This window comes from Pseudomonas sp. PLMAX, from assembly GCF_046042685.1.
In the GTDB taxonomy this organism is placed as follows: domain Bacteria; phylum Pseudomonadota; class Gammaproteobacteria; order Pseudomonadales; family Pseudomonadaceae; genus Aquipseudomonas; species Aquipseudomonas putida_AE.
Genome location: NZ_CP064949.1, coordinates 2,821,522 through 2,847,091, shown reverse-complemented (window position 1 = coordinate 2,847,091; position 25,570 = coordinate 2,821,522). Strand labels below are relative to the sequence as shown.

At 56.4% G+C, this 25,570-nt stretch carries 23 protein-coding genes; 18 read left to right on the top strand and 5 right to left on the bottom strand.

What is annotated here, in order from left to right:
- Window positions 1–23: 23 nt before the first annotated feature.
- Window positions 24–917, bottom strand: a complete 894-nt coding sequence (locus tag DKB71_RS13260; RefSeq protein WP_408600665.1) for an alpha/beta hydrolase — start codon at window positions 915–917, stop codon at window positions 24–26.
- 252 nt (window positions 918–1,169) lie between these two features.
- Between DKB71_RS13260 and DKB71_RS13255 the strand changes: the two genes are divergently transcribed.
- Together DKB71_RS13255 and DKB71_RS13250 are read left to right on the top strand one after the other, a co-directional pair.
- Window positions 1,170–2,051: a phytanoyl-CoA dioxygenase family protein gene (locus DKB71_RS13255; RefSeq protein WP_168758473.1), complete on the top strand. Its 882-nt coding sequence runs from the start codon at window positions 1,170–1,172 to the stop codon at window positions 2,049–2,051.
- Between the two features lie 36 nt (window positions 2,052–2,087).
- Complete coding sequence (locus DKB71_RS13250; RefSeq protein WP_408600664.1) at window positions 2,088–2,603, top strand: aminotransferase class III-fold pyridoxal phosphate-dependent enzyme; 516 nt, start codon at window positions 2,088–2,090, stop codon at window positions 2,601–2,603.
- Between the two features lie 246 nt (window positions 2,604–2,849).
- Here DKB71_RS13250 and DKB71_RS13245 read toward each other — a convergent pair whose 3' ends face one another.
- The gene (locus tag DKB71_RS13245) at window positions 2,850–4,457 is read right to left on the bottom strand and encodes an IclR family transcriptional regulator C-terminal domain-containing protein (RefSeq protein WP_408600663.1); all 1,608 of its coding nucleotides are present in this window, start codon (window positions 4,455–4,457) and stop codon (window positions 2,850–2,852) included.
- 183 nt (window positions 4,458–4,640) lie between these two features.
- Here DKB71_RS13245 and DKB71_RS13240 point away from each other — a divergent pair, with 183 nt between their 5' ends.
- The 15 genes from DKB71_RS13240 (at window position 4,641) to DKB71_RS13170 (ending at window position 20,628) form a co-directional block, all read left to right on the top strand.
- Window positions 4,641–5,453, top strand: a complete 813-nt coding sequence (locus tag DKB71_RS13240; RefSeq protein WP_408600662.1) for a ribonuclease activity regulator RraA — start codon at window positions 4,641–4,643, stop codon at window positions 5,451–5,453.
- The gene (locus DKB71_RS13235; RefSeq protein ID WP_408600661.1) at window positions 5,450–5,908 is read left to right on the top strand and encodes a nuclear transport factor 2 family protein; all 459 of its coding nucleotides are present in this window, start codon (window positions 5,450–5,452) and stop codon (window positions 5,906–5,908) included. The genes DKB71_RS13240 and DKB71_RS13235 overlap by 4 nt, the downstream gene beginning before the upstream one ends.
- Window positions 5,905–7,326, top strand: coding sequence for an aldehyde dehydrogenase (NADP(+)) (locus DKB71_RS13230; RefSeq protein ID WP_408600660.1), 1,422 nt, complete (start codon window positions 5,905–5,907; stop codon window positions 7,324–7,326). Before DKB71_RS13235 ends, DKB71_RS13230 begins: the two co-directional genes overlap by 4 nt.
- Complete coding sequence (locus DKB71_RS13225) at window positions 7,323–7,634, top strand: Dabb family protein (RefSeq protein WP_408600659.1); 312 nt, start codon at window positions 7,323–7,325, stop codon at window positions 7,632–7,634. Before DKB71_RS13230 ends, DKB71_RS13225 begins: the two co-directional genes overlap by 4 nt.
- Window positions 7,635–7,795: 161 nt before the next feature.
- Window positions 7,796–9,115, top strand: coding sequence for an MFS transporter (locus DKB71_RS13220; protein ID WP_408601094.1), 1,320 nt, complete (start codon window positions 7,796–7,798; stop codon window positions 9,113–9,115).
- A 47-nt stretch (window positions 9,116–9,162) separates the two neighbouring features.
- A complete protein-coding gene (locus DKB71_RS13215; protein WP_408600658.1) occupies window positions 9,163–10,248 on the top strand; it encodes a mannonate dehydratase in 1,086 nt (361 codons plus the stop codon).
- 151 nt (window positions 10,249–10,399) lie between these two features.
- Complete coding sequence (locus DKB71_RS13210; RefSeq protein ID WP_408600657.1) at window positions 10,400–11,932, top strand: UxaA family hydrolase; 1,533 nt, start codon at window positions 10,400–10,402, stop codon at window positions 11,930–11,932.
- 186 nt (window positions 11,933–12,118) lie between these two features.
- Window positions 12,119–13,372 (top strand): OprD family porin, encoded by a 1,254-nt coding sequence (locus DKB71_RS13205; protein ID WP_408600656.1) that lies wholly within the window; start codon window positions 12,119–12,121, stop codon window positions 13,370–13,372.
- A gap of 429 nt (window positions 13,373–13,801) precedes the next feature.
- A complete protein-coding gene (locus DKB71_RS13200; RefSeq protein ID WP_408600655.1) occupies window positions 13,802–14,278 on the top strand; it encodes a hypothetical protein in 477 nt (158 codons plus the stop codon).
- A gap of 263 nt (window positions 14,279–14,541) precedes the next feature.
- Entirely contained in the window at window positions 14,542–15,231 is a 690-nt protein-coding gene (pycC, locus tag DKB71_RS13195; RefSeq protein WP_408600654.1) for a Pycsar phage resistance system uridylate cyclase PycC, read from the top strand.
- A gap of 401 nt (window positions 15,232–15,632) precedes the next feature.
- A complete protein-coding gene (locus DKB71_RS13190) occupies window positions 15,633–16,553 on the top strand; it encodes a TIR domain-containing protein (protein ID WP_168758477.1) in 921 nt (306 codons plus the stop codon).
- Window positions 16,554–16,626: 73 nt separating this feature from the next.
- Entirely contained in the window at window positions 16,627–18,177 is a 1,551-nt protein-coding gene (pycC, locus tag DKB71_RS13185; RefSeq protein ID WP_408600653.1) for a Pycsar phage resistance system uridylate cyclase PycC, read from the top strand.
- Window positions 18,174–18,953, top strand: a complete 780-nt coding sequence (locus tag DKB71_RS13180; protein WP_408600652.1) for an E2 domain-associated cysteine-rich protein — start codon at window positions 18,174–18,176, stop codon at window positions 18,951–18,953. Before pycC (DKB71_RS13185) ends, DKB71_RS13180 begins: the two co-directional genes overlap by 4 nt.
- A 241-nt stretch (window positions 18,954–19,194) precedes the next feature.
- Window positions 19,195–19,758 (top strand): TIR domain-containing protein, encoded by a 564-nt coding sequence (locus DKB71_RS13175; protein ID WP_408600651.1) that lies wholly within the window; start codon window positions 19,195–19,197, stop codon window positions 19,756–19,758.
- A gap of 33 nt (window positions 19,759–19,791) precedes the next feature.
- Window positions 19,792–20,628, top strand: coding sequence for a macro domain-containing protein (locus DKB71_RS13170; protein WP_408600649.1), 837 nt, complete (start codon window positions 19,792–19,794; stop codon window positions 20,626–20,628).
- Between the two features lie 672 nt (window positions 20,629–21,300).
- Here DKB71_RS13170 and DKB71_RS13165 read toward each other — a convergent pair.
- Window positions 21,301–22,212, bottom strand: coding sequence for a DUF4238 domain-containing protein (locus tag DKB71_RS13165; protein WP_168758481.1), 912 nt, complete (start codon window positions 22,210–22,212; stop codon window positions 21,301–21,303).
- A 216-nt stretch (window positions 22,213–22,428) separates the two neighbouring features.
- Window positions 22,429–23,337, bottom strand: a complete 909-nt coding sequence (locus DKB71_RS13160) for a site-specific integrase (RefSeq protein WP_408600647.1) — start codon at window positions 23,335–23,337, stop codon at window positions 22,429–22,431.
- 178 nt (window positions 23,338–23,515) lie between these two features.
- Between DKB71_RS13160 and DKB71_RS13155 the strand changes: the two genes are divergently transcribed.
- The gene (locus tag DKB71_RS13155; RefSeq protein WP_408600646.1) at window positions 23,516–24,544 is read left to right on the top strand and encodes a DNA-binding protein; all 1,029 of its coding nucleotides are present in this window, start codon (window positions 23,516–23,518) and stop codon (window positions 24,542–24,544) included.
- A 10-nt stretch (window positions 24,545–24,554) separates the two neighbouring features.
- On the opposite strand, the gene DKB71_RS13150 is transcribed toward DKB71_RS13155, so the two are convergent.
- Window positions 24,555–25,346, bottom strand: coding sequence for a hypothetical protein (locus DKB71_RS13150; protein WP_408600645.1), 792 nt, complete (start codon window positions 25,344–25,346; stop codon window positions 24,555–24,557).
- Between the last annotated feature and the right edge of the window lie 224 nt (window positions 25,347–25,570).

Below are 25,570 nucleotides of genomic sequence, written 5' to 3'. Positions count from 1 at the left end.
TCCTTCAAAGGCAGTAGGCTTGATCAGAGGTGACGCTTGAACCATTCGACGGCGGCTGAGCTTGAGGCTTCGAATTCACTCAGGTATGGGTCGAAGTGACCGCAGTCGAGCAGCACCAGATGCTTGGGCTGCAACGCACGCTCATAGGCCTTGAGCGCGAGGTCGGGAACAGTGACGGTGTCTTTCTGGGCGACGATGATTTGCAAGGGTGTGGGGCTGATACGGTCAATCGCGTAAGCCGGTTCGTACTCGTTGAGCAATTCGATACTCTTGAGCGTGACCTCATTGCGCCAGGCCGGTGCCACGCTGCGATGGCTGTCGATGAAGTAGTCGTAGGAATCCTGTCCTGGCAATGCGCAGTCAGACCTCGGGTCTTCATTGACCACTTCCATCAGTAGCGGATGATCACCGGCATAACGCGCCGCGCGATCGGACTCGAAAGCCTCCACCAGCCCAGGCATCAGGTCCGGGCGTACGGCCATGCGCACATCGGCGGAACCACTGATGGCCGGGACCTGCGCGGACACGCATTTGACCCGACGGTCGAAGGCTGCCACTTGCAGTACATGGCCGCCGCTGTAGCTTGAGCCCCAGATACCGATCCGCGAAGCGTCAATTTTGTCGAGGCTGCTGACATAAGTAATTGCATCGCGGTAGTCGCGAACCTGCAACAGCGGATCGGCCTCTTGGCGAGGCAGCCCTTCACTGGCGCCGAAGTTACGGTTGTCGTAAACCAGCACCGCAAAACCTTGTCGGGCGAACGTCTCGGCATAGCGGTCCAGGTATTGTTCCTTCACCGCCGTAAAGCCGTGCGCCATGACAATCGCCGGATGCGAGTCAGCCCCGTTCTGTGGAGTGAAGAGCCAGCCCTTGAGCGTCAGGCCATCGGTTGTCTTGAAGCTGATATCTGCACGCATGAGGGTCTCCTGCCAATCAATTACCAGCCGTAAATTCGGCCACTGGGGGGAGATGGTGAATCGCAACGCCGTGGGTGCACAGGTGCACGGTGGCCAAACTTCTGTGGTTGAAAGCCAAGCGCACGACTGGCCACAGAAGTGCGGAAATTTGGCCGGCAGCCACCTGTTAGCCGCCGGCGGTGCTACCTATGATCTGGTCATGCTCCGCGGGATTCCAGGAGCACATACAGTTTCTACCGAACGGAGAACATCATGCTCGCGACTGAAATCCAAGCCCCTGCAAAAATCAGAGAAGTACCCGCCGGCACAGCACCTGAGATCGTCAAGCGCATCATCGACGAAGACGGCGGTGTGATCATCAAGGGCCTGTTCAAAGCGCAGGTCGAGCGATTCAATGCCGACATGGACCCAATTGTCTCCAACTGGGCGGCAGGCTATGACGGTCCTGAATGGATGAAAGAATTCGCCGGCAAGAAAACCAAACGCATCACCCAATTGATTCGCCGCAGCAAGACTTTCCGCGAAGAGATGCTCGACCACGAAATCATGCTGTCGTATGTCGACACACTGATGCTGGACACCAGTGACGCCTATTGGATGAACGCTGCGCAAATCATCGAAATCCAGCCTGGTGAGAAGCAGCAGTTCCTACACCGCGATCTGGAAAACTACCCGGTGTTTCGCAACCTTGGCCCAGCTGGGCCAGAAGTGATGTGCAACTGTTTGGTGGCACTCTCGGAATACACCGAAGAAATGGGTGCCACGCGCATCATCCCGGGCAGCCATGCCTGGCCCGATTTCAATGATCGCGAGCGTATCGACAGCACACCGACCATTCCAGCCGTCATGGAAAAAGGCGACGCCATTCTCTACTCCGGAAAAATGGTCCACGGTGGCGGCGCCAACGTCTCGGATCGTCCACGCCGTGCACTGGCCCTGGCCTTCTGCCCCGGCTGGCTGGTACCTGAAGAGGCCTACCCGTTCGCCGTTCCACTTGAAATGGCCCGAACCCTTAGCAAACGCGGTCAGCAACTGACCGGTTTCCGGTCCATGCATAACCAGAAATTGGGCGGTGGCACCTTGTGGAGCCTGGACTACGTTGAGCTGGCCAAGGTGCTCGAACTGGACGACTGACTGCTATTTCACCTACCGCTTGCAAAGGACCCGTGCATGCCGCACTCGACAGAATCGTGGGCTCAAAACGATATCGATTTTCACCTCCACTCCTACACCGATGCGCGTGCGCACCAGGAGAAAGGGCCATTGATCATCGAGCGCGGCGACGGGGTTTATGTCGTCGACAACCAGGGTAATCGTTACCTGGAGGGCATGGCCGGATTGTGGAGTACGGCGCTGGGCTTCAGCGAACAAAGGCTGGTCGCCGCAGCCCATCGTCAATTGCAAACGCTGCCGTTCGCCGCCTTCTCACTGGGACCGAACATCTTTGGTCTGGGCATGGGGCCCTACTGCGTCGGGTTGATCAGTGATGCCACTGGTGACCTGCGCTTTGCCATCATGTGTTCTCTCGCTGTATTGCCGATTACCCTGTTTGCACTGCTTTACGCAGCACGTAATTTGACGCAAGCAGAAGCACGGGCACATGAAGAAATTGCGAGGGAGCCGCGGCCGATGCAGGATGCGTCCGGCACTCCGTTTCCAAAAGAGTTAGAAGCGCCAGGTTCTTAAGGATAAATGTGAAAAGTCCCGCCACAACGCCTAGACGGGTGTGGCGGGCTGTATCTGTGTAGAGCTGGGTATGATGTGGCTAAAGGAAACCTTGAGTACCTCGATAATGTTTGGATCGAGAGAGTCCCAAGCTCCCTTAAGCAGTCATTCAAACGTCCTGACCTACGTTCCCCTAGGTTTGGCTGGCGCAGTTGCCTCAACGAAGAGAGGGTCGTCTGGCCAGGAATGCTTAGGGTAGCTGCAACTTCAAACGGCCCACCCTGTGACATTGGCCAATGCCCCTCCTTGCTTGACATCGATGCTGAACAAATGCCCCGACCCCGGAGCGTTGGTCAGCATTTCCATCGGGATGTCGTGACGAGCACTGGTGATGTAGAGCGTGTCCTGGTGTTCGCCCCCGAAAGCCAGGTCCGTTGGCCCAGGAACCGGTAAACCAATCATTCGATCAATGCTGCCATCCTCGGCAAAACGCACCAGACTCCAGCCATCGCGCAATGTGGTCCAGACACCCCCTTCGCGATCCAGGGCCAGGCCGCTCAACCGCCCCGAGCCTTTGGGCAATGTGGCCAGGCGCCGAACATTCACACTACCTGCCTGCATCACGTACACCGAGCCTGTTTCTGGCCCGACGGCGTATAACGCCTGACCCTGCTCATCCCAACACATGGACGTGATGCGCTCCTGAAACTCCCAGGTCGATCGCAGATCACCGTGTTGACTCAACTCTCCCACCTTGCATCCGGCATGGGTCGCCAGGCACGACCAGACACTGCCATCAGGACGACTGCACAGTCCCAGCAGCGTTTTACCGGGCCAGTCGGGCAACGGATGTTCACCCCCGTCATGGTCGATCAGCGACCAGCCCTGGTCATGAGCGACCAGCAATCCCTCGCTGTGCAACTCCATGGCCACGACCGGAGATTCGAGGCGCGCGAAAATACGTTCGCCATTGGCATCCAGCATGCGAATCGCAGGCGCCAGGGTATCTGCCCAAAACAGGCAATTGCGGGTTTTCGACCAGCGCGGAAACGCGCCATTGAAAGACCATGGGCAATCGATCAATTCGACGTCGGTATCACCGATTTGAATGCGTGGTTCGCTCAACTGAGCCCCTACCCGTCTCGCCGCTTCGCTGACTTCAGGCCCCAACAGTTCAAGACGCTCAAGGGTCAAACGATACGCCGGTCCGGCAACACTCAGGGCACCGCGGACATTTCCGGCATTGTCACGAATCGCCGCGGCTACGCAGCGCACGCCCATCACAATCTCCTCATCGTCGATGGCATAGCCCCTGGCCCGGGTGATCTGCAACTCGGTATGCAGGCGTCGACGATCGGTAATGGTCAGTTCGGTCAGCGGTGTCAGCACCAGCCCCTTGATGATTGCCTCACGAGCGGCTTCATCCATCGCCGCAAGAATTGCCTTGCCCTGACCCGTGCAATACAACGGCTTGCTCTGGCCAAGCGCCGCCGCCGAACGCGTGGTGTGCGCGCCGTCGCAACGCTCGAGAGATCTGACTTGATTGCCATCGAGCACCGCCAGATAGGACGTCTCGCCGGTCAGATCGCGCAAGGCCCGCAACTCGAAACTCGCGGCCGCTACCAGGTCCGGCATCAGATAGGCATTGCGCACCAGTTCCAGATAACGGAACCCCAACCGGTAGACCTTGTGCACCGGATCGCGCCGAATCATGCCGCGCTCCACCAGGCTGGCGATGATTCGATACAGCGTGGTTTTGGGTAACTCCAGCTGCCCTGCCAATTCGGCCTGACTGACGCCCCGAGGCGCGGAACCAACGGCCTCCAACACATCCAGCGCCTTCTCCAGTGCACCCGTGCCCTCTCCTGCTTTCATGACTTATTCCCACCATATGGAACAACGAATGAACTGGATCATACGACGGGTATTGCACACGTCAACAAACCTCTAGGATCTGACGATATCAGGTCATCACAAACATTCTTTGTCCCAAATTACGGGAATAACCAATGACTTGGTGCACCTACACGCCATGCGTAAGAGCACAGGAGAACAACAATGACGCAGATCCACCAATACGCCGACACACTGGAAGAAACCGACGAGCGTCAGGTTCATGTCAGCGATGAAGTGCTGGCACGCCTGGCCCGTTGCAGCAGCGGTTCGCTGACCACCCAACTGTTCAAATTGGGTTTTCGTCAGCCAGCCCTGGTCGGCCTTCGCGCCATGAACAAAGACATCAAGCCGTTCGCTGGCCGCGCGTTCACCATGCGCTTCATACCGGCCCGCGAGGACATCGACACCTACGGCACCATGACCACCAAACCCAACCACAACAATCTGCAATGGCAGGGTGTGGAACAGATCCAGCCGGGCGACGTGCTGGTCATCGACAGCCAGAACGACCCGCGTGCGGCGTCGGCGGGCAATATCCTGGTGACCCGCCTGCTGGCCCGTGGTGCCCGGGCGATCGTCACCGACGGTGCCCTGCGCGACGGCAGCGAAATTGCCGCTTTGCCACTCCCGGCCTATGCCCGCGAAGTCACTGCGACCACGCGCATCTCCTATCACCACGTGGCTGACTTGCAGGTGCCGATCGGCTGCGCCGGTGTGGCGGTATATCCGGGAGACATCATTGTCGGCGATGGCGATGGCTTGACGGTGATTCCTGCGCATCTGGCAGAAGAGCTGGCCGATTACTGCACCGTGCAGGACGACCTGGAAGGCTATCTGGCGATGCGCATCGCCGCCGGCGAAGCACTCTGGGGCGTCTATCCACCAGGTCCAACCGCCATCTCTGACTACCACGCATGGGTAGCCTCAGGTCGTCCTGCCATCCCGAGCATCATCAACAAGGGGGATGAACAATGAGCAAACAAGCCGAATACGCCGCACGGATCCGTCGCTACTTTGCTGCTTGCAACGCGGGCGATCACGCCGAATTGGTGTCGTGCTTCACTCCGGATGCCGTGCACTACTTCCCAGCCGGATTGCCAGAAATTCCTTGGCGCACTGCCGAGACCATCGCGTCCAAATGGGTGTGGTGCGTCGAGAACCTCGGCTCGCAATGGACCATCGAGAAGATTCTCGTCAGCCATGACAGCCCTGAAGCGGTGATCGAGTGGACACACTGGAAGGGTAAACTGGGTACCGCACTGCGTGGTGACGAGTGGTACATCTTTGACGAGCATACTGGTCTGATCAAAGAGATCCGCGCTTACTACGCCTCACCTGCCGACAAGGAAGTGGCCATCAACGAAATCGTCGACTTCGATTACGCGGGTCGTGGTTACCACCTGGAACCGGCCACAGGAGGTGAACAATGAGCACCACCGACTTTCAATTGATCGATGCAGCTGTCGAGGCTGCCGGTGCCGTCGCCGGGTTCTGGGCGGCCTCCGCGCCCTCCGTTCGCAGCGGCTTACTACGTGGACTGGCCAGCGGTCTTGAACAGCACCAAGCCGCTTTTGTGGCACTGGCCGACGAAGAAACCGGCCTGGGTGCCGGGCGACTCAACGGTGAAGTGGCGCGAACGGCCTTTCACCTGCGTGGTTTCGCCGACGAGGTAGAGGCCGGTGTGCCATACCAGACCATCGACGATCAGGCCGTGGCTGGCGCGCCGCCCGTAGGTCGCCCACGCCTGACACGCACCCACGAACCGCTGGGGCCGGTGGCGATGTTTTCAGCCAGCAACTTCCCGTTCGCTTTTTCGGTCCTGGGCGGCGATACCGCTTCGGCATTGGCGGCCGGTTGCCCTGTGGTAGTCAAGACTCATTCCGGGCACCCACGGCTGTCGCGCGCAGTACATGAGGTTGCTCAGGGCGTACTTGACGGCATGAACTTGCCTGGCGGACTGCTTGGACTGGTCGATGGCGCCTCCCGCGCAGCGGGCCTGCATCTAGTCGCTCATCCGCAGATTGCCGCCGTTGCATTTACCGGTTCCTATCAAGGCGGAACCGCGCTTTGGAAAGCCGCAAACGAACGCCGTCGCCCTGTTCCGTTTTTCGGTGAGTTGGGGTCCATCAATCCATTGATCGCCCTGCCCGGCATTCTAGAGCGTGACAGCGAGGCCCTGGCGAACACCCTTGCTGCTTCGATCACCCAAGGCACCGGACAATTCTGCACCAGCCCGGGGGTGATCGTTTTACTCGACCATCCGGCCAGTGACCGTTTTGTCGCGCAATTGACCGCGGCACTGCAACCGATCAAGACCCATCGCATGCTGACTCCCGGTATGCGAAACGGATTTGATGCAGGAGTCGCCCATCTGCTGGCATCCGATGTAGCGAGCCAAGTATTCGAGCCCCTGGCCGATAGCGAAGGCCCGGCTCCGCGTCTGTTCAAGGTCGACGCCAAGGCCTTTATTGAAGACGCCAATCTTCGCGAAGAAATGTTCGGCCCCGCCGCCGTGGTACTGACAGTCGAGTCCATCGAACAGGCGACCGCTGTGTTGCACGCCATTGGAGGCAGCTTGACGGCGACGCTTTGGGGCTTCGAAGACGCCACCGACGACACCCGTGCGCTGCTTCGCGCCGCTCGCCAGATTGCCGGTCGAGTGTTGTTCTCGGGCGTGCCGACAGGCGTTGCCGTCACGCATGCACAGCAACACGGCGGCCCTTGGCCTGCGTCGACTCAACCGCAAAGCACTTCGGTGGGCTACGCCGCGCTGCAGCGCTTCCTGCGCCCGGTGGCGCTGCAGGATGCTCCGGCATGGGCACTCACCCAGCGAGGAGCACAGCCATGATGAAACACATCGTGATGTTCCGGCGCCTGCCTGCGGTGGAGAGAAACCCGCAGCTGGAAAGCCATCTTGTGCACTGGATGAGCGATCTCGCCAAGGACATCGAGTTTGCCCGCAGCTGGAAGGTGTCGGCCAATGAGTTGGACCGTCCGATCTGCTGGGATTACGTGCTGGAAACGACGTTCGACGATGCCGATGCGGTCAACCGTTACCTACCTCACCCGGCACACGTTGCGCTGGTCACCGAACTTAAAAAGTACTTCGAATGGGTCGCTGTGGACTACACGGAGGCAGACACCCAGGCCGCTTGATCTCGGTACAGGCGTTGGCTCCCAAGGGTCGCCAATGCCTGAGCACTCTACAAAAATAATTAGACGAGGCACACATGAACAAGAACGAGCGCTATGCGCTGGAAGGCAACACGCCGGTTGCCGCGGTCTCGGCCCAATCCAAGGGCCATCAGGAGGCAGCGGTGGCGACCACGAAAAAGAGCAGCTATCGCTTTCTGATTCTGGCGTTGATCACCATCGTTCTCGCCCTGAGTACGGGGGATCGTGCTGCACTGTCGGTCGCAGGGACCGACATGAGCAAGGAGCTCGGTATCAGTTCTGTGGAAATGGGATACCTGTTCTCGGCATTCAGCTGGGCGTACGTAATCTTCCTGATCCCCTCCGGGTGGCTGACCGACCGTATCGGCTCCAAGCTTTCAATGATGCTGGCCGTGGTGATCTGGTCTTGCTTCACGGTGATGATGGGTATGGTGCATTTCATTGGCATGGTGGTACCACTGCTTCTGGCCCTGCGCTTTTTGCTCGGCGCTGCTGAATCTCCGGTCGGACCAGCCTCGGGCCGCATCATTGCCGCATGGTTCCCCTCCTCCGAACGCGGTATTGCCGGCGCCATCTTCAACAGCGCGCAGTACCTGTCGCTGGCTGTCTTCACCCCAGTCATGGGATGGCTCTGCTACACCTACGGCTGGGAGTACGTATTCATCATCATGGGCGCCATCGGCCTGGTGATTGGTGCCATCTGGTGGAAATTCTACTACCTGCCCATTGACCATCCGAAGATGAACAACGAGGAACTGGAATACATCCGCGCTGGCGATGGCCTTGTTGATCTGGAGAGTTTGAAATCCAAAGCGGCAAATACCGGCAAGGGCATGAAGCTCGGCGAGATCGGACAGTTGTTTCGCAGTCGCATGCTGGTCGGGATCTTTCTGGCCCAATACTGCATCACTTCGATCACCTGGTTCTTCATGACCTGGTTTCCGATTTATCTGGTCAAGGAACGTGGATTTGACATCCTTCAGGCCGGGTTTATCGCAGCAATTCCAGCGTTGTGCGGCTTGGTGGGCGGCGTGTCCAGCGGTTTTATCTCCGACCTAATCCTGAAGAAAACGGGCTCTTTGAGCATTGCTCGTAAAACCCCGATCACCATTGGCCTGTTGCTCAGCGCCAGCATCATTCTCTGTAACTATGCCGACAGCGCTACCGTGGTCGTTGTGCTGATGAGCCTGGCGTTCTTCGGTAAGGGTTTCGGTTCGATGGGCTGGACAGTGGTCGCCGACACCGCGCCCAAAGAGCTTATCGGGACTACCGGTGGCGTATTTAATGCCTTCGGCAACACCGCGGGAATCGTAACGCCGGTGGTCATCGGCTACATCCTTCAGACCACAGGTTCCTTCGATGGCGCACTGCTCTACGTCGGCGCTCACGGATTGGTAGCGGTCGCCAGTTACTGGCTGATCGTCGGCAAGATCCAACGCTTCAAGCTTCATCCGACAACTTGAATTCGGTTTCCAACTGACTCCAATAAAAGATATGCGAGGCACCAAAAATGAAGATGATTTTTCGTTGGCACGGTCCGAAAGATCCAATCAATTTGCAGTACATCAATCAGATCCCCGGGTTATACGGCATTGTTTCATCGCTGTATGACACCCCGCTCGGAGAAGTCTGGCCGGTGGAGCGTATCACCGGTCTACGTGACGCAGCGGCGGCTTATGGTTTGAAAATGGACGTCGTCGACAGCTTCCGCGTGCACGAAGACATCAAGTTGGGAAAGCCCAATCGTGAAGTGCTTATTCCGCAGTACATCGAAACGCTGAAGAATCTTGCCGCCAGCGGTATCAAGATCGTCTGCTACAACTTCATGCCTGTTTTCGACTGGACTCGTACACAGATGGATTACCAACTGTCCGATGGCTCCAACACATTGTCTTTCGAGGCCTCGTTGGTTGATCGACTGGACGTATCTAAAGGTGTGATTCCCCTACCCGGCATCGGTACAAAATACCCTGCAGAGAAGCTCCAGGCACTGCTTGAAGAATACAAGGATGTCAGCACCGAACAGATGTGGAAAAACCTTGAGTGGTTCCTGGGCAAACTGGTGCCGGTTGCCGAGCAACTTGGCCTGAAACTGGCCCTACACGCAGACGATCCGCCTCGTTCGGTGTTTGGCCTTCCCCGAATTATCAAAAACATCGAGGATCACCGCCGCGTGCTGAGCATCATTGACTCGCCTGCGAACGGCCTGACGTTATGCAGCGGCACCATCGGCTCGGACCTCAACAACGATGTGCCGTCGTTCATCAACGAATTCGCCGCTCGCCAGCGTGTGCACTACGTTCACCTGCGTAACGTCAAGGTGTTCGACAACGGTGACTTTTATGAAAGCGCCCACCCGACGCAGTGTGGTTCGCTGGATATGGCGGAAATCCTGAAGGCCCTGCATGACGCCAACTTCACCGGCTACGCCCGTCCAGACCATGGCCGCATGATTTGGGGAGAGACAGGCGTACCAGGATACGGCTTGTACGATCGTGCACTGGGCATCATGTACTTGCAGGGTTTGTGGGAAGGCATCGGCAAGGAAAAAACGAAGGCAGTGCTGCAAAAACAAGGACCCGAAGTAGTAGCGTGATCGAATCACCAGCTGAAGCATTGCCAGTATATTGCCGCGTGCGCAGTCGAATGCATGCTTCACGCGAGAACTGTCTCGCGGCAAATAGACGCTTCGGTCATACCGCGCCCGGTCAATTGCATCGACCTCATAAGAAAAGCAGGACTCAATTATGACCCCCCGTGAAATCTGTCCCGTGATCCGCCTGGACCCTGCCGACAACGTAGTGGTAGCCCGCGTAGAAATCCCGCTAGGCACTGCCATTGCTTACGAATCATTGACTACCCTGCAGGACGTCCCGCTGGGACACAAGATCGCCGCACGCATGATCGAAAAAGGCCAGCCGGTGCTCAAGTACAACACCGTGATTGGCTATGCCAGCGAAGACTTGCCACCAGGTACCTGGATGCACAGCCACAACATTGAGTTCGGTGAAACCGCTCGCGATTATCGCTACGGCCTGGATTACGTGCCCACCGACCTGTTGCCAGCCGATCAGCGCGCGACGTTCCAGGGCATCATTCGCGAAGATGGCCGGGTGGCCACGCGCAACTACCTCGGCATTTTTGTCGTCGGCAATTGCGGCGCCACCGTGGCACGCAAAATTGCCAATCACTTTGACGAAGAGCGCCTGGCCGCCTTCCCGAACATCGACGGCGTCGTGCCCTTCGTGCATGAAATCGGTTGCGGCATGGAAATGACCGGCGAACCGATGAACCTACTGCGCCGTACCATCGGCGGCCACATCAAGCACGCCAACACCGCCGGCGGCCTGCTGATTGCCCTGGGCTGCGAGCGCAACAATATCTATGGTTTCATCGAGCAGGAGCAGCTTGTACTGGGAGACATGCTCAAGTCGCTGGTGATCCAGGACGTCGGCGGCGTTAAAACCGCAGTAGACCAAGGCATCAAGATGATTCAAGCGATGCTGCCCCAGGCCAACGCCGTGCAACGCGAAACCGTGTCGGCCGAACACCTGATCATCGGCATGCAATGCGGTGGCTCTGACGGCTTCTCCGGCCTCTCGGCCAACCCGGCGCTAGGCGCAGCGGTTGACATTCTGGTGCGCCACGGCGGGACCGCGATTCTCTCCGAGACCTCGGAAATTTTCGGCGTCGAACACACCTTGACCGCCCGCGCCGCCACCCCCGAAGTCGGTCGCAAACTGATTGACCGCATCGACTGGTGGCTGGAATACAACAAGGGCCGCGACACCCAGATCAATGGTCGCGTCAGCCCCGGCAACAACGCCGGTGGCCTGGCCAACGTGCTGGAAAAATCCTTGGGCGGTGCCAAAAAAGGCGGCAACGCACCACTGATGGATGTGTATGAATACGCCTACCCGGTTACGACCCATGGCCTGGTGTTCATGGACACCCCCGGCTATGACCCGGTGTCCGCGACCGGCCAGATCGCCGGTGGCGCCAACATGATCGCGTTTACCACCGGGCGTGGTTCGTGCTTCGGTTCGGTTCCGGCACCGACCTTCAAACTGGCGAGCAATTCGCCCATGTTCAATCGCATGAGCGATGACATGGACATGAACTGCGGCCAGATCATCGACGGCGACAAGACCATCCAGCAAATGGGCCAGGAAATCTTCGAGCGCCTGCTGGCCCACGCCTCGGGCGATAAAACCAAGAGCGAACTCAACGGCCTGGGTGAAGACGAGTTCTGCCCATGGCAGATCGGCGTGCTTGCATGACACCGGTGCCGTTGTCGCTACACGTTGCCCCTGCCGCATGGCCTTGCGGCAGGTCGCTCGATAGGATGCTCGGCTGACTCGTCACGTATGAGTCACCGTGTGCACTGAGTTCTCCTTCAAATAACAACAACGATTCCGCCGAAAAGGCGGTTGGCGCAGCCATGCCTGCGATTCACGGGAGCCACCATGCAACACAACAACAAAGTGCTCATCTGCTCGACTTTGCTACCAATGGGACTGTTCAGCAGTACCGGCCACGCAGCAGGTTTCCTTGAAGACAGCCACGCCACACTGCAGACCAGTAATTTCTACTTGAACCGAGACTTTCGCGAAGACCCGGGTATCTCCACACGTGAAGAATGGGCACAGGGTTTCGTCCTCGACTACAAGTCCGGCTACACCGCAGGCACCCTCGGCTTCGGGCTCGATGCCATTGGCATGCTGGGGATCAAGCTAGACTCGGCCCCCGATCGCAGTGGCACCGGTTTGTTGCCGGTCGGCGAAGATGGTCGGGCCCCTGACGAGTACAGCAAGTTCGGCGCGGCAGCCAAGATCAAGGTGTCGAAAACCGAGCTGAAGGTCGGTACGCAGATTCTCAAGTATCCGGTCATATCTTCCAGCACCGGACGTATCCTGCCCCAGACCTTCCAGGGCGGCATCCTCACCGCCAAGGAACTGGACAACTTCACACTGACCCTGGGCGACATCAACCGCACCACGCTGCGTGACTACTCCCATAACCAGCCTCTGACCCTGGTCAACAAGAACAAGCGCTTCAAAGCCACTCCCGACGCCGACGACTTCAAAATGGCCGGCGCTGACTACGCTCTAAGCAAGAATCTGACCTTGAGTTATCAGTACGGTGAGCTGGAAAACATCTATCGTCAGCAGTATCTGGGCTTGGTGCATTCCCTACCATTGGGTAGCGGTACTCTAAAGACAGATGTGCGGTATTACCTCAGCAATGATGTCGGTAATGCCGGTGCCGGCAAGGTCGACAACCGTACCCTTAACGCACTGATCGCCTACAGCTTGGGTGGCCATGGCGTCGGGCTCGGTTATCAGGGATTGAGCGGATCAACTGCAATGCCTTACATCGTTGGTACCGATGCGTACTTGACTAACTACATGATGGCAAACGACTTCATGGAGCGCGACGAACGCTCCTGGCAACTGCGCTACACCTACGATTTCGCCGTCTTCGGTGTGCCAGGCCTGACCTTCTCCACGCGCTACACAAAGGCCGATCATGCCAACCCGGCGACCGTGGCGGGTGAAGGCAGGGAATGGGAGCTTGACACCGATATTGGCTATGCGATTCAAAGCGGGACATTGAAAAATGTCGCGGTACTTTGGCGCTATGCAACGCTGCGCTCGAACTACTTGCGTGATATCGATGAAAACAGAATGATCATCAGCTATAACCTGCCACTGTTCTGACCATCAAAACCGTGAGGGAAGGATCGCGGATTTTCAGCTGGGCCGAACGCAGGCACGATCACCATCGGAGAACCTACTCACCACATTGAGTGGTTTGTCGGCTCTTCGTTGACCTTTGCTCCTCTGTTATTGGGTTAGTTTGAGGTTTTTTGCTTCGTGCAGGCGCACCTATCCCTTGGCAGGTGGCCCTTGAGATGTAAATTCATCAATCGCGCCACGCTTTTCCCTTACCGCCGCCAGAGAACACTTTCTTTTTGACCTGGGACAAGGCAGCCCTGCACAACCCACGCGTGAGCTTCATGCGCGAGCACATGAATCGACTTATCGAACAGGGCATTTTCACGTTGAGCTGCTGACTTTGGCCTTATTGGGCAGAACGGCGCGCGTCTGCCATTATCCTTTGCCACCCCTTCCTGTGTGCTTATCAACATGATCCAGTTGCAAGACTACTTTCGCAGCCGCGTTTCACAGGCAGCCTATGATCTGTTCGCGGTTTTTTCCCGCTTTGAATACGCGATGAAAAAGGGAGGTTTTCGGCGGCGTGACAGCGCTGATGCGGCATGGACCAAATTCGCTAACGATCTTCCAGCGGATATTTTTCCCCGCTTGTGCGCGGCACCCGAGGTGGCCATTTATTTCGACGCGCCGCCGGATCGATTGGTGGCCGACACTGGTGAAGGCGTCCAATGGTCCGGCACACCCACCACGCCGTCCACATTGCGAGAGTTGCTTGATTGCATAAAAATCGCCCGGAACAATCTATTCCACGGTGATAAACGGCATGACAACCGGAGGGACACTGAACTCATGGCTGCGGCACTGTTCGTGCTCAACCATATTTATGAATCCATTGAGCACGAGCCAAAATTTGATGCCTTCATCTCAGAAATGGAATATGGCCTGTGACCCTGAAGCAATTGATCTCAGACCTCAATCAACGGCATTTACCATTTTTGTCGGTACCTGACGATGTACTTCATCTAAACAACGAAGGCTTTTGCAGCTCGTTTCATTGACGATGCCTTGGCTTACCTAGTGGATACCGCCAACACTACAATGATCCGTTAGCGGTGCTCATTCGGTCGCAAGCGGCCGCTGCGAGAGGCGTTACCTGCAGCCAGTGCCGCAATCTTGTTTTTTTTACCGTGCTAACCAACAAGGAAGAGAAAATGGCATTAGCTGAAGACCTGAAAAAATGGGTCGACGAAACCTTCACAGCCGCCTGGGAGGTTCAAGAGACGACTGGGGTTCCTAACCCAGCAGATCTGCGGCTGAACTCAAACCATGCAAAAGATCTGGACTCAGCGACCGTGTTGTATGCAGATCTGGACGGGTCTACAGAAATGGTGAACACCAAGAAATGGGAGTTCAGCACCGAAATCTATAAAACCTTCCTCAAATGTGCTTCAGACATAATCAAAAATGAGGGTGGTGTCATCACCGCGTACGATGGCGATCGCGTGATGGGAATCTTCACGGGTGATTATAAAAACACTTCCGCGGCCCGATGCGCTTTAAAGATCAATTTCGCCGTTCAAGACATTATTCAACCCGCCATCTCAAAGGGATGGGCTACAGATTTTGTCTTAAAGCATGTTGTAGGCATCGACACCAGTCAGTTGAAAACAGCACGAATTGGAGTGCGAGGTGACAACGACTTGGTTTGGGTGGGCCGTGCAGCAAATTATGCCGCAAAACTCACTAATCTGGCCAACAAGCCGAGTCGTATTACCGAGGACGTCTATGAAAGGTTGGCATCAGACTTGAAACAAACCAATGGTACGGACATGTGGGTTCGCGAGTATTGGACGGAAATGGGCATTTGGACGTATTCCTCCACCTGGAAATGGAGGGTGTAGATTTATCATCACGCCTGAAGGGCGGAACATGACTTAACAAGCACTACAAAATCGTCTGCCGCCCGCGCCGCGACCATCAACACGACGTTACATTTGTCGCTAAGCCTCAGGTCCCCAGCACCACCCGTCTTGGACTGGTCATCAACCCCCTTCATCTTTTCGGCAAAAGGTCGCACGCCCTCCACGCTCGATTCGGTCAGGAATGTACGCCAGAAAGTTTCTGAGCTGAAGAACGCCCCGCCAGCCCACAGACGGCCCATTCGACAGCGAGTTGGATCAGAAAAACTCCTGCTCCGCTACCCGCACCCTCGACGGCATTTATCTTTTGGATCCCATTGAACTTTTTCGGCACGCCCCCATTTGCTGGAGAGACCCTTAACCCCCGCGGGGCTTGTCGATAAATGTCTACGGAAAAAATGATTGAGCGCTTTGAAGGCGCTGCGGGCCGGCCAGCCCTTGAAGAGGTTTTGCTAGAGCAGAAATTGGTCCTCGGCAATGAAGCGCTGGCCAAACTTCTGGCTGAGGCTGGCTCCTTGATGGAGCTAAAGCAAGATCAGGTTCTCATAGAGCAGGGAGGCCACGATACCGACGTTTTTTTTATCATCACGGGGCAACTCAAAATCAAAGTCCACGATCGGGAAGTGGCAATCCGTGGGCAAGGAGAGCACGTCGGGGAAATGTCGGCATTGGTGGTGACGGCGAAACGTTCAGCGACCGTCGTCGCGACAGAATCTTCGGTCGTATTGAAGGTTTCAGCACCCGACTTTAAAGCCGCAGCAAACGCTTTCCCCCGCATTTGGCAACACGTCACCCGTGAACTGGTTGAACGGCTGCATCAACGCAACGCTTTGGTGCGACCCTCCCACAAATCAGCCCGCGTGTTCATCATCTCGTCCAAAGAGGCGTTGCCGATTGCACGCGAAATCGAACGTCAGCTCGAGCATGACGCGTTCTTTGTCAAAATCTGGACCGAAGGTACGTTTCGCGCGTCGAAGTACACCATTGAAAGTCTGGAAGAACAGCTGGACGAAAGCGATTTTGCGATCGCAATCGCCCAGCCGGATGATGAAGTGACAAGCCGTGGCCAATCGCAAGGCGCGCCACGTGACAATGTGATTTTTGAACTCGGCATGTTCGTCGGTCGACTTGGCCGCATGCGCTCGATTCTGGTGGAGCCCAGGGGCGACGAAGTTCGCCTTCCTTCAGATCTGAAAGGTCTCACCACCATCACCTACCGCCCCGCCGCAGACAAAGAACCAGCCAAGCTGGGGCCTGTCTGCACCTCTTTGCGGGAAATTTTCAACGACCTAGGTCCGCGATAAAACCAATTCATCATCAGCAAATTACTGCCTTGCACCATGCCAGGTTATGCGTCCCTCAGGATAGGAGAGTTTAGTGAGCAAGAGTTGGAGCCACAACCGCGCAGTCGAACATATCGATAAGAAAATTGCTGATGTGAAAGACATCACCGTCAAAGACTACGTCCGCGACATGTCCTTGGAGTCGATCCCGACGAACGTGGCCTACCGGGTCGACGGTGTCCACATGTACGCGGATATCCAGAACCTAGAGGACATGCTCAACATCACGCATGTCGAAGGCACTGACTGCCATAAACGCACGCTACGATTCCTCGATCAGCATTACCGAGCAGTCAAGCGCATTCTAAATCGGGTTGACGCTCGACGGGTAGACTTCCACAGCCAACGGCTACATTCGTTGTTCACCAAACCTTACAACAGCGATACCGATGCCGAACTGAAGCGTGTGCAGCGGGCGGTCGCGACGGCCAAACTCATGATCGATGTGCTTGCCCAGACAGGTGACGATGATGAGCAAATTCCTGCCGCGAAGCTGCGAATCGGCATTGATACCGGCCTCGCCCTGGCAGTTAATAACGGCCGCAAGGGAAATCGTGAACCGCTATTCCTAGGCGACCCGGCTAATCACGCAGCAAAACTGGCCAGCAACAACAGCGCCAAAGGCATCTACCTTACCAATGCTGCCCGTATGGCAATCGGCTTGACTGAGAAAGACGCGCCCGAAAAAGCTGCGTTGACGAATGAAGAAATCAAGGATTGCCAGGACGCCGCCAAATTGGACGTCACTGCCGACGAAATCGTCGAGGAATGGCGCGAGGACCTGAAGAACAATCCCATTGGCGGCTACCAGTTTACCCGCCAGACACCGCCACTGTGCGACATGGACATCAGCACGCTGACACCCGCCAACTCTAAACGCCAAGAAATGGTGAGCCTTTATGCCGATATCGACGGCTTCACGGCCTATGTCGCGGAACATATCGACGACAACGCCGAGGACGTCGTCCGTACGCTGCATGTAATACGCGCAGAACTCGAGCGTGTGGTTACGTCTGACTTTCAGGGGCGGCGAGTCCGCTTCATTGGTGACTGTGTGCAGGCGCTGTCGTGTGATGGTACTGCCCACACCACGGACGAACAAACAACGATCTCCGAATCAACCCGCTTAGCCGGCGCACTACGCAGCAGCTTCAACCTGGCAATCGAGCGTTTGAATGCAAAGGATTATGAAACGGGTGAACTGGGTCTCGCGATAGGCTTTGACATCGGCCCCATTTCGGTAACCCGCCTGGGCAGGCAAGGAGACCGCGTTCGCTGCGCGATAGGGCGTAAAGTGATCGAATCTGAAAATCGCCAGTGTGCCTGTTCTGGTGTCGAGACGGCGATTGGGCAAGCGGCTTATGAAGCCGCGACTGACGCCGTGAAAGATCTGTTTGGCAAGACTCGCAAGATTGCCAACCTGGATTATAACGAGGCCACTGAGGCGCTGGCCGACAAGGGTGATGAGTCAGCCAAACAGGCACGTACGGAAGCGTATGCTGGTGCTCCGGCGATCATTCTCGCGGATAACCGTGAAGTTCGTCCTTACGCGATCACCACTGCCGGCGAGTCAGATAACTCTTGATCACCGCACTTAATCTGATTGCACAATTCGCCCCCGATTTCGGGGGCGTTTGCACAGTTCACTCAGACTTTTCGGCGCTTCTGGAATTGCCGATCCGCTTCGTCGACGGCAGGGTTTTGCAGTACAAATTGCGCCTTCAACGGAGCGATGAATCGGTTTACGTTCAAGAGGAACAGCCCACTCATCTACCGTCCTTTTGCCCTGAACGCCATATCAACTATGACGGCACGTTCTGTCTGTATTACCCAGCGGCCAGTCGCTTGACCGTGACTGACGAAGTATCGGCTGTGACTTGGCTGGAAACACTCTACAAATTCCTCAAGCTTCAAGAACGGGCCCGGGTTCAGCGCAAATGGCCCAACAACGAGGTCTGGGCCCATGGGAACGCCGCCCATCACCAGATTCGCGCATCGACGGCTGCTAAAGCCCTAAATGGTGAATTTTCGGCAGCGCTTGAACAGAATCAGATTGCACTGCAACGTCGACGATCGAAAGGTCGGGCCATCCTGGAGATCAGGGTTCGCGGCGTTCACGTCTATAGCGTGTGGGAGTCTTACAGGCGAGTAATCAATCTGAAGCAGCGCTGCTTTTGCGGGACCGCTGGGCTTAGGCGTCCGAAGACATTACGTCGGTGCGGACCGCACGCCAAACAAGCCGTTGAACTGGCTTTTGCGCTACGTGATTGGCAGAGCGAAGAGGATCGCTATTGGCAAAGCATGCAGGATCGGAGCTGCTGTGGCTCCTGCGATAACTGCCCTCTTTCACCAACACCTTGACGAGGTGCTGAAGAGCTTCCAGGTCGGCTATGCCCAGAAATCGTGTTCTGGGGGGTGCTGGTTGGCAACATGGGCGGCCTTCTCCGCAGGGTAACAAACGTATGACTATATTAATGAAAGGAACCACGCTAAATAGCCCCACCGCCAGAGCCGATTTGCCTTTCCAACCCTCATAATGGCAATGTGCCGATATCCCGACTAAGCGCGATCCCTGCACGAGCCAATACCTCAAGGAGCAACGATGGCATACCGAAATGGTAACTATTGCGCGTTCTATGTGGCTGAGCCCTTCCACGAAAGTTCACTGGCTGCCCATGCCACCAAAGACTTCGTTTACTACAACATGCTGAGGGCTTGGAAGGCCAAAGATCCATCCTTTCCTTTCATCGATTCCCACGCGAAAACCTACAGCGTAAGGGACGGCAGTGATTGGGAAAGAACGTTAAAACCAAGATTGCGCGAACGCCTGCAGTCCTCAAAAAATATTGTATTGTTTTTAAGCAGCGCTACTTTTAGTTCAGTTGCTCTGAATGAGGAAATTGAATACGGGATCGAAAACCAAGGCCTCCCCGTCATTGTTGTTTACCCAGAATTTAAAACAAAAGGGTCTTTACTGCTGAATGGCGTCTTATCTGAGGATGTTAAAAAATTGTGGAACAGGCTTCCGACTTTTAGAAGACTGATGTCCAAGGTGCCGACTTTACACATACCGCTCAACCAAGAAACCATAGCAAGCGCACTGACCAACTCAGACTTTTCGCTTGCTTCCAAGACCCAACCGGATGTCTACCGCTATTCCGCATAACAAATGACACACCCATACAACAAGGAGAATAGCTTGCGCAAGGTTCGTTTTTTTGACAGTCAGTTGATGAAAAACTTTAAGGAACGGATTTCCACCACCAGCACCGTATTGTCCCTCGCATTGATTTTCGTGGAAATCCCTTCACAGATGAAGGCATTGGCGGGCGCTATTTTTATCGGCCTATTAATTGTAGTTTACGTCTGGTTGTGGCACAGAGCGAATCAGCTCAAAAGCGTGGATTTAGACATTGAAGGCAGCAAAGTCACGGTGAAGGCCGGCGACTTATTTTTGGAGCCAGGACTAAAAGTCATTGCATTCAACGAGTACTTTGACACCATCGTCGATGATCGCATCATATCGGCTCACTCCTTAAATGGGGTGTTTATTAACTTACACCTGCCGGGCACGCTTGCCAAACTCGATCACCACCTAGAATCGTACTCTTTTGACCATGACGAACTGGGTGATTTAAACACTGCCAGACGAGTTGGAAAACTGCAAAAATATAGAATTGGCACACTCTGTGTCTACGATGATTTCATACTCACAGCCTTTTCAAAGTTTGATGATCAAAATCGGGCAATGCTGACCATGCCCGAGTACCTGGAGTTTCTGATCAACTTCTGGGATAAAATTAATAAAGTGTACGCTCAACAAAGCGTCTCCACTCCCATTTTCGGGTCAGGCATTACGCGAATCAAAGAGCACAAAAACATCAGTGATGAAGACTTGCTTAAGATCATGTTATGGACATTCCGGATCAGTGAAATGCGATTTAAGTACCCTGCCAAACTGACGATCGTGATCCACCCAGACAAGATCAAGACCATCAATCTTCTGGACATAAAATCGGCGAAAAACGGCTTATAAATGTGACCGTCAACGGCCGCCGCCTCCTTTGCCAAGCAGTTGAGGATCGGAAATAGGAATTGATGAGCGCCCTTGGCAATGTGAAGGGCGCGCTGTTTCTCAGGCGATGTGAACTCGGCAATCACCAATCACTGTGTTTGCCTGCGCTCGAGCCAGCCTCCTTGGACTCACCCTGCGCACTTCGGCGACCAGATGCGCGCTGACGCTTCTCGCCTTCCATACGTATGATTTGTATAGGACTGGGCCTGACGTCTTCCAGCAGCGAACTCAAGCGCTCTCCAACTCGCCGAGGGCGCGCAAAACCGCGATCAGGTTGTTCAACCACGGCTTTATACCCTGGTCCGGATCATTGCCTTAAAAAATGATTTCTACCCAGCGCCGCTTTACCCGGGGTCAGGCCCGGCGAGGTCATCCCCCCGTTGGAAAATGGATTTGCCGTGTTTGCCATGGCTCAAGCGGATAAAAGTGTCATATTCACCGTTCGTACACAGGAGAATGGCGCCGAGCCAAGGCAGATCGGCGAACCGATTCCCTCTCCAAAGCAGCTAATCACACCGCTGCTCGAGCGCCTGCACCCAAGAGCGGCGACGCGGCCCTCGGCGGACTAACCCAGTAAGCCATCCCCCTTAACGAGTTGGGGTGCATCTCGGAACAGATGCACCCTGAATATCACTAACGATGCCAGGCATCTTCTGCCTTCAAAAAATCCACGACGTACTGACGCTGCTCGGCAAGAGTCGGGCGGGTCAGTGCCCAGCCGAGATGAGCGCTGACAAAGTCACCTTGCGCATCATCACAGTAGTACGCGGTCTGCGCTTTACCCAAGGTATAAAGGTTAATCAGCCGAGCCCGCGCAGGCGGCTTCAATAGATCAAACACTGCGATATTGGAGCTGTTGGAAAAGACCAAGGCCTTGTGCGGACTGATGGCAATGATGAACAACAACTCCTTCAAGTAATCGCCCCAGCGGGAGGTCGGATAATCCGAGCAGAGCAAGCTCAAGCGCTCATGGCTATACTCGCGCAGGTTCGCCTGGACCAAGCCGTCCGAAAACGGTTGCTCAAGCAAGGGTAGGATCTCGTTTTGGGTGAGCAAGACCAACGAAACCACGCCGAGTGAGTCGCTTGCCTGAAAATAGTGGATGACCTCATCAATCGACTCCTGCGAGAAGCGCCGTTCGGCTTTCATTCTCTGGCGCAAGAGGTCCAGTTCCGAACGAACATCCATGACTTTGAGCACCGCAGGGTGTCGAGCCTCCAGTAACGTCAAGGTATTCGCCAGCTGTCGGCGATCAGACAACCCCCAATCCTGGACGAGACTTCCCCGTGCCTTTTCGATGATCTTGTGACCGGTCTCATCAATCAGCGGAGTGATGTGGCTGGTTTCGACCTCAAAGCCGCCATCGGGAAAGTCGATACGATACAGATCTTCGATAGAAGCCGTGTGTTTGATGGAGACCGGCTTGATCTCCATTACCCCGCTGTGAAGTAAGCGACGATAACGGAAAACTTTTCCACTCGCATGCTGCCAAGCTTTCAGGAAATGCTGAGGGATGAAATGGTGATTGCGTGGGGGATTCGACATGCCGTGAAACGCTCCAAGTGTCTAAATCCGATGCAAGACTCTCGACGCTAATATACTTCGCCTCGCCTCAGCCAACGAGAGCGAAAACGTTCATCTCGGGTGGACGGATATTAGGCAGGGCACTGCTTACCGATGTCACTTTCCGAACGGGACGTTGCTGTCGATGGACCGCCATGCCGGCTGCGCCCCCAGCCAACCGACATAATCCATCAGCACTTAGCGTCGCCATTTGCCAAAAGGTGCGGTCGTGTCGATATAGCGCATCGCTGAATGAACGTCTCGCCAACCGACATAATCCATCAAGGCCTTAGCCCCCCACTCGTTACGATTGGCCCAGGTAGCAAAACCGCGGCGCAGCGAATGCCCACTGTAACCTTCCCCCTCCAGGCCATTGCGGGCAAAAGCCATACGTAAAAGCCGCGACATACTGTTCGCATTCAGTCCCTCTGCACTGACATGCCCCCAACGGTCAATGGCCCGGAACACTGGTCCTTGCTGCAGACCGCTGGCCGCCAACCAGGCCTCGTACGCCGCCACCGGACACAGACGCTTCAGCGCGGGCACCATGACTGTCCGTCCTTGATGATCACGATCGGTTTTGTCACTGACGAGGAAGATTTCCAAGCTTGCGCCCGTTTCGACTTTAATGTGCTCGACGCGTAGCTGGCACAGATCGTCGCTGCGAAACGCCCGCCAGAAACCGAGCAAGATGAGCGCCTGGTCCCGACAAGCGCGCAGTCGCTCTGCGGCAACAGTGGAGGTGGCCTGCCCATGTAATCCGGCGACGCAGTCCTCCAGCGCCTGCAGTTGCAGCGCCTCTGCCCGTTTTACCGGCTGGGGATGCTCCGCGCGAATCCCGCGCAGCACATCACGCACCCGCGGCTCTTTGGTCGGATCCACAAATCCATGGCGCTTATGCCACTGCGCCAAGGCGGCCAAGTGAGTATGCAGGGTAGAACTGGATAGCTGCTCAGCATAGGTCGCCAGATAACGCGCGACACTTTCGCTGGAAGCGGGCAATAACCCCTGCCAGGTCCCTTCAAAATGCTCAAGCGCACTGAGGTAGCGACGTTGCGTACTCGCCCGTCGCGCCGCCTTCAAGTACCGATCCACTGGGGCCGTCACGCCAAACACCCTCCTCGCATACCACTGATAAGCTGAAAATTCCCCAAAATCCCTCTCACGTTTGAGAATTCAGCATTCACGCACGTCAGTTCGTCATTTGCCTTCATTCATCAGAGGACATTTGTACGGGTGTACTTCCATACTTCGTAACACGCTACGAAATAGTAGGAGACCGCACATGGCTCGTGGAGGCATCAACAAGGCGCTGGTGCGAATTGCCCGCGAAGCGCTCATCGCCCGCGGCATTCGCCCCAGTATCGACGCGGTGCGCGTGGAGCTCGGCAATACCGGCTCCAAGAGCACCATCCTGCGCTACCTGCGCGAGCTCAGCGCCCCCGAGACGTCGACCGTGCCGGTGGCCCTCAACGACGAACTGGCGCACCTCGTGGCAAGTGTAGCCGAGCGTGTTCAGGAGCAAGCCCGGCAGGCCGTGAGCGAAGACCAGACGCGGGTCGACGACGCGTGGCGGCGACATGCGCAAGCCCAGGCGCAACAACGCGAACTGATCGACGCGTTGCAAGAACAAGTGCGCCAGCTGGATAGCCAGTTAGTCGAGTACCGCGCTCGTGAACAGCAACTGCAGATGCGTTCGAATGAATTACAGGGGATTTACAATTCTCAGCAGCTGGAGATGAGTGAGTTGCAGCAGGAGCTCAGCAAGCGGGATCTGCTGGTCCAATCGCTCAACGAGCGCTGCGAACATCTGAAGGCATCACTGGACCACTATCGCGAACAGCAACGTGCACAACGCGAACAGGACCTCGATCGCTACGACCAGCAAACGCAACAACTGCTCAGGGAACAACGGACCCTGCAAGCGACCCTGCTCCAGAAGCAGGAAGAAATCGCCCAGCTCAATCGTGACAATGAGCGGCTGCTCACCGAGGCCCGGCTGACGGCGCGACAAGCGTCGAGCGACGCCCAGGAATTTCGCCAGGCCCAGGCCGCCTGGCAGGAACGGGCTCACACCCACCAAGAGGCGCAGGCGCAGTGGCAGGCCGAGCAAGCCGACCTGCGCAGCCGATTGCGCGCCGCCCTCCTCAAGCAGCGTGGAGATGCTCATTACATTCGCAACGAGCAGCGGCAAATCACCCACCTGCAGCGGCTGCTGGAGTCGCGGCCGCCCCCAGCGCCTGAGCCTGGCGGCGCTCCGTCACCCCAGCCGACAACACCTTCCGTGCGCGCAGAAGCAGTGCCGAGCCGCTGATGTTTGCGAGTTACACGGCCACGTTGAGCCGCGGATCCAGGTCGCGCATCAAGTGGCGAAGCGGCGCCGGACAGCGCCGTCCACCCCGACTGTAGCTGCGTGCCAACTGTTCATTCAGTGGGGTGCCGCCCAGGTGCAGCGACCAGAGCATGGCCAAAGCGCACCGCGTAGGCAGATCCGCTTCCGGCAGCCAGCCGCGATCCATCAGTTCCTTGCGCGTCAGTTGACTCAGAGCCTGCTGATACTCGAACGCGCCGGCATCGATGGGCCACTTCAACGACGAGGCGTCGGCGCCCAGCCCCCTGGCTTGCAGCCATTGATCAACCAATGCCCACAGATCAGGAAAACAGCGCTGGTACGTCGGCGACAGCGAGGCGATCGTCAAATAATGGCTGAAATGGGCGTGTAACCAACGTTGTTGAGGGTGATGGCCCAACGCGGAACTGTCCAACAAGGCCAGGGGCATCGCCAATTTCGTCCAATCGGGGACACCCAGCGCCCCTTTCATCCGCGCATTGGTACGGCACAAGTAACTGGAGCGTTCCAGTGCACGGCAGTTCGGCCTGAGGTGCTTCAGGTAGGTAAAGGGGGCCTCACTATCGTCGCTGTCCCAACTGAGCACGTCCCACAAGGGGTGGTTGCGGACACCCTCCATCTCGGGATACACCGCGGCCAGACGGTTCAGGCTATCTGCATGCAGCTTGATCCCGTGGTCCAGCAACCGCAGCCACTTGGGGTTACCTCGATGCAGTGACTCCGCCCCAGCAGCACTCGGTGCCGCGTACAGATGAGGGCGATCCAACTGATCACAGCGCAACGCAAATTCGCTGGGCGAACGAGCCCCCGTCAGTCGGTAGAGTTCAGCGCCGACAAACCGGTTCCGGCAGCGGCAGATTGATTTAAGGCTAAGTGTCGACACTTTGTCACCTCACACCCCCACCAATTACCCCGGTACACAACTATAGAGCGGTATGTAGGACTCGCCAGTCAGCCCGACATTCTCATAAGGCCATGTGAGGTGGGCAA

What these genes read in the sequence shown, in the direction of transcription:
- DKB71_RS13245 (WP_408600663.1), bottom strand. Translation starts at nt 4,457, where the DNA reads ATGAAAGCAGGAGAGGGCACGGGTGCACTGGAGAAGGCGCTGGATGTG.
- DKB71_RS13250 (WP_408600664.1), top strand. Translation starts at nt 2,088, where the DNA reads ATGCCGCACTCGACAGAATCGTGGGCTCAAAACGATATCGATTTTCAC.
- DKB71_RS13230 (WP_408600660.1), top strand. Translation starts at nt 5,905, where the DNA reads ATGAGCACCACCGACTTTCAATTGATCGATGCAGCTGTCGAGGCTGCC.
- DKB71_RS13165 (WP_168758481.1), bottom strand. Translation starts at nt 22,212, where the DNA reads ATGTCGAATCCCCCACGCAATCACCATTTCATCCCTCAGCATTTCCTG.
- DKB71_RS13155 (WP_408600646.1), top strand. Translation starts at nt 23,516, where the DNA reads ATGGCTCGTGGAGGCATCAACAAGGCGCTGGTGCGAATTGCCCGCGAA.
- DKB71_RS13225 (WP_408600659.1), top strand. Translation starts at nt 7,323, where the DNA reads ATGATGAAACACATCGTGATGTTCCGGCGCCTGCCTGCGGTGGAGAGA.
- DKB71_RS13210 (WP_408600657.1), top strand. Translation starts at nt 10,400, where the DNA reads ATGACCCCCCGTGAAATCTGTCCCGTGATCCGCCTGGACCCTGCCGAC.
- DKB71_RS13190 (WP_168758477.1), top strand. Translation starts at nt 15,633, where the DNA reads ATGTCTACGGAAAAAATGATTGAGCGCTTTGAAGGCGCTGCGGGCCGG.
- DKB71_RS13175 (WP_408600651.1), top strand. Translation starts at nt 19,195, where the DNA reads ATGGCATACCGAAATGGTAACTATTGCGCGTTCTATGTGGCTGAGCCC.
- DKB71_RS13255 (WP_168758473.1), top strand. Translation starts at nt 1,170, where the DNA reads ATGCTCGCGACTGAAATCCAAGCCCCTGCAAAAATCAGAGAAGTACCC.
- DKB71_RS13215 (WP_408600658.1), top strand. Translation starts at nt 9,163, where the DNA reads ATGAAGATGATTTTTCGTTGGCACGGTCCGAAAGATCCAATCAATTTG.
- DKB71_RS13260 (WP_408600665.1), bottom strand. Translation starts at nt 917, where the DNA reads ATGCGTGCAGATATCAGCTTCAAGACAACCGATGGCCTGACGCTCAAG.
- DKB71_RS13240 (WP_408600662.1), top strand. Translation starts at nt 4,641, where the DNA reads ATGACGCAGATCCACCAATACGCCGACACACTGGAAGAAACCGACGAG.
- DKB71_RS13235 (WP_408600661.1), top strand. Translation starts at nt 5,450, where the DNA reads ATGAGCAAACAAGCCGAATACGCCGCACGGATCCGTCGCTACTTTGCT.
- DKB71_RS13205 (WP_408600656.1), top strand. Translation starts at nt 12,119, where the DNA reads ATGCAACACAACAACAAAGTGCTCATCTGCTCGACTTTGCTACCAATG.
- DKB71_RS13200 (WP_408600655.1), top strand. Translation starts at nt 13,802, where the DNA reads ATGATCCAGTTGCAAGACTACTTTCGCAGCCGCGTTTCACAGGCAGCC.
- pycC (WP_408600654.1), top strand. Translation starts at nt 14,542, where the DNA reads ATGGCATTAGCTGAAGACCTGAAAAAATGGGTCGACGAAACCTTCACA.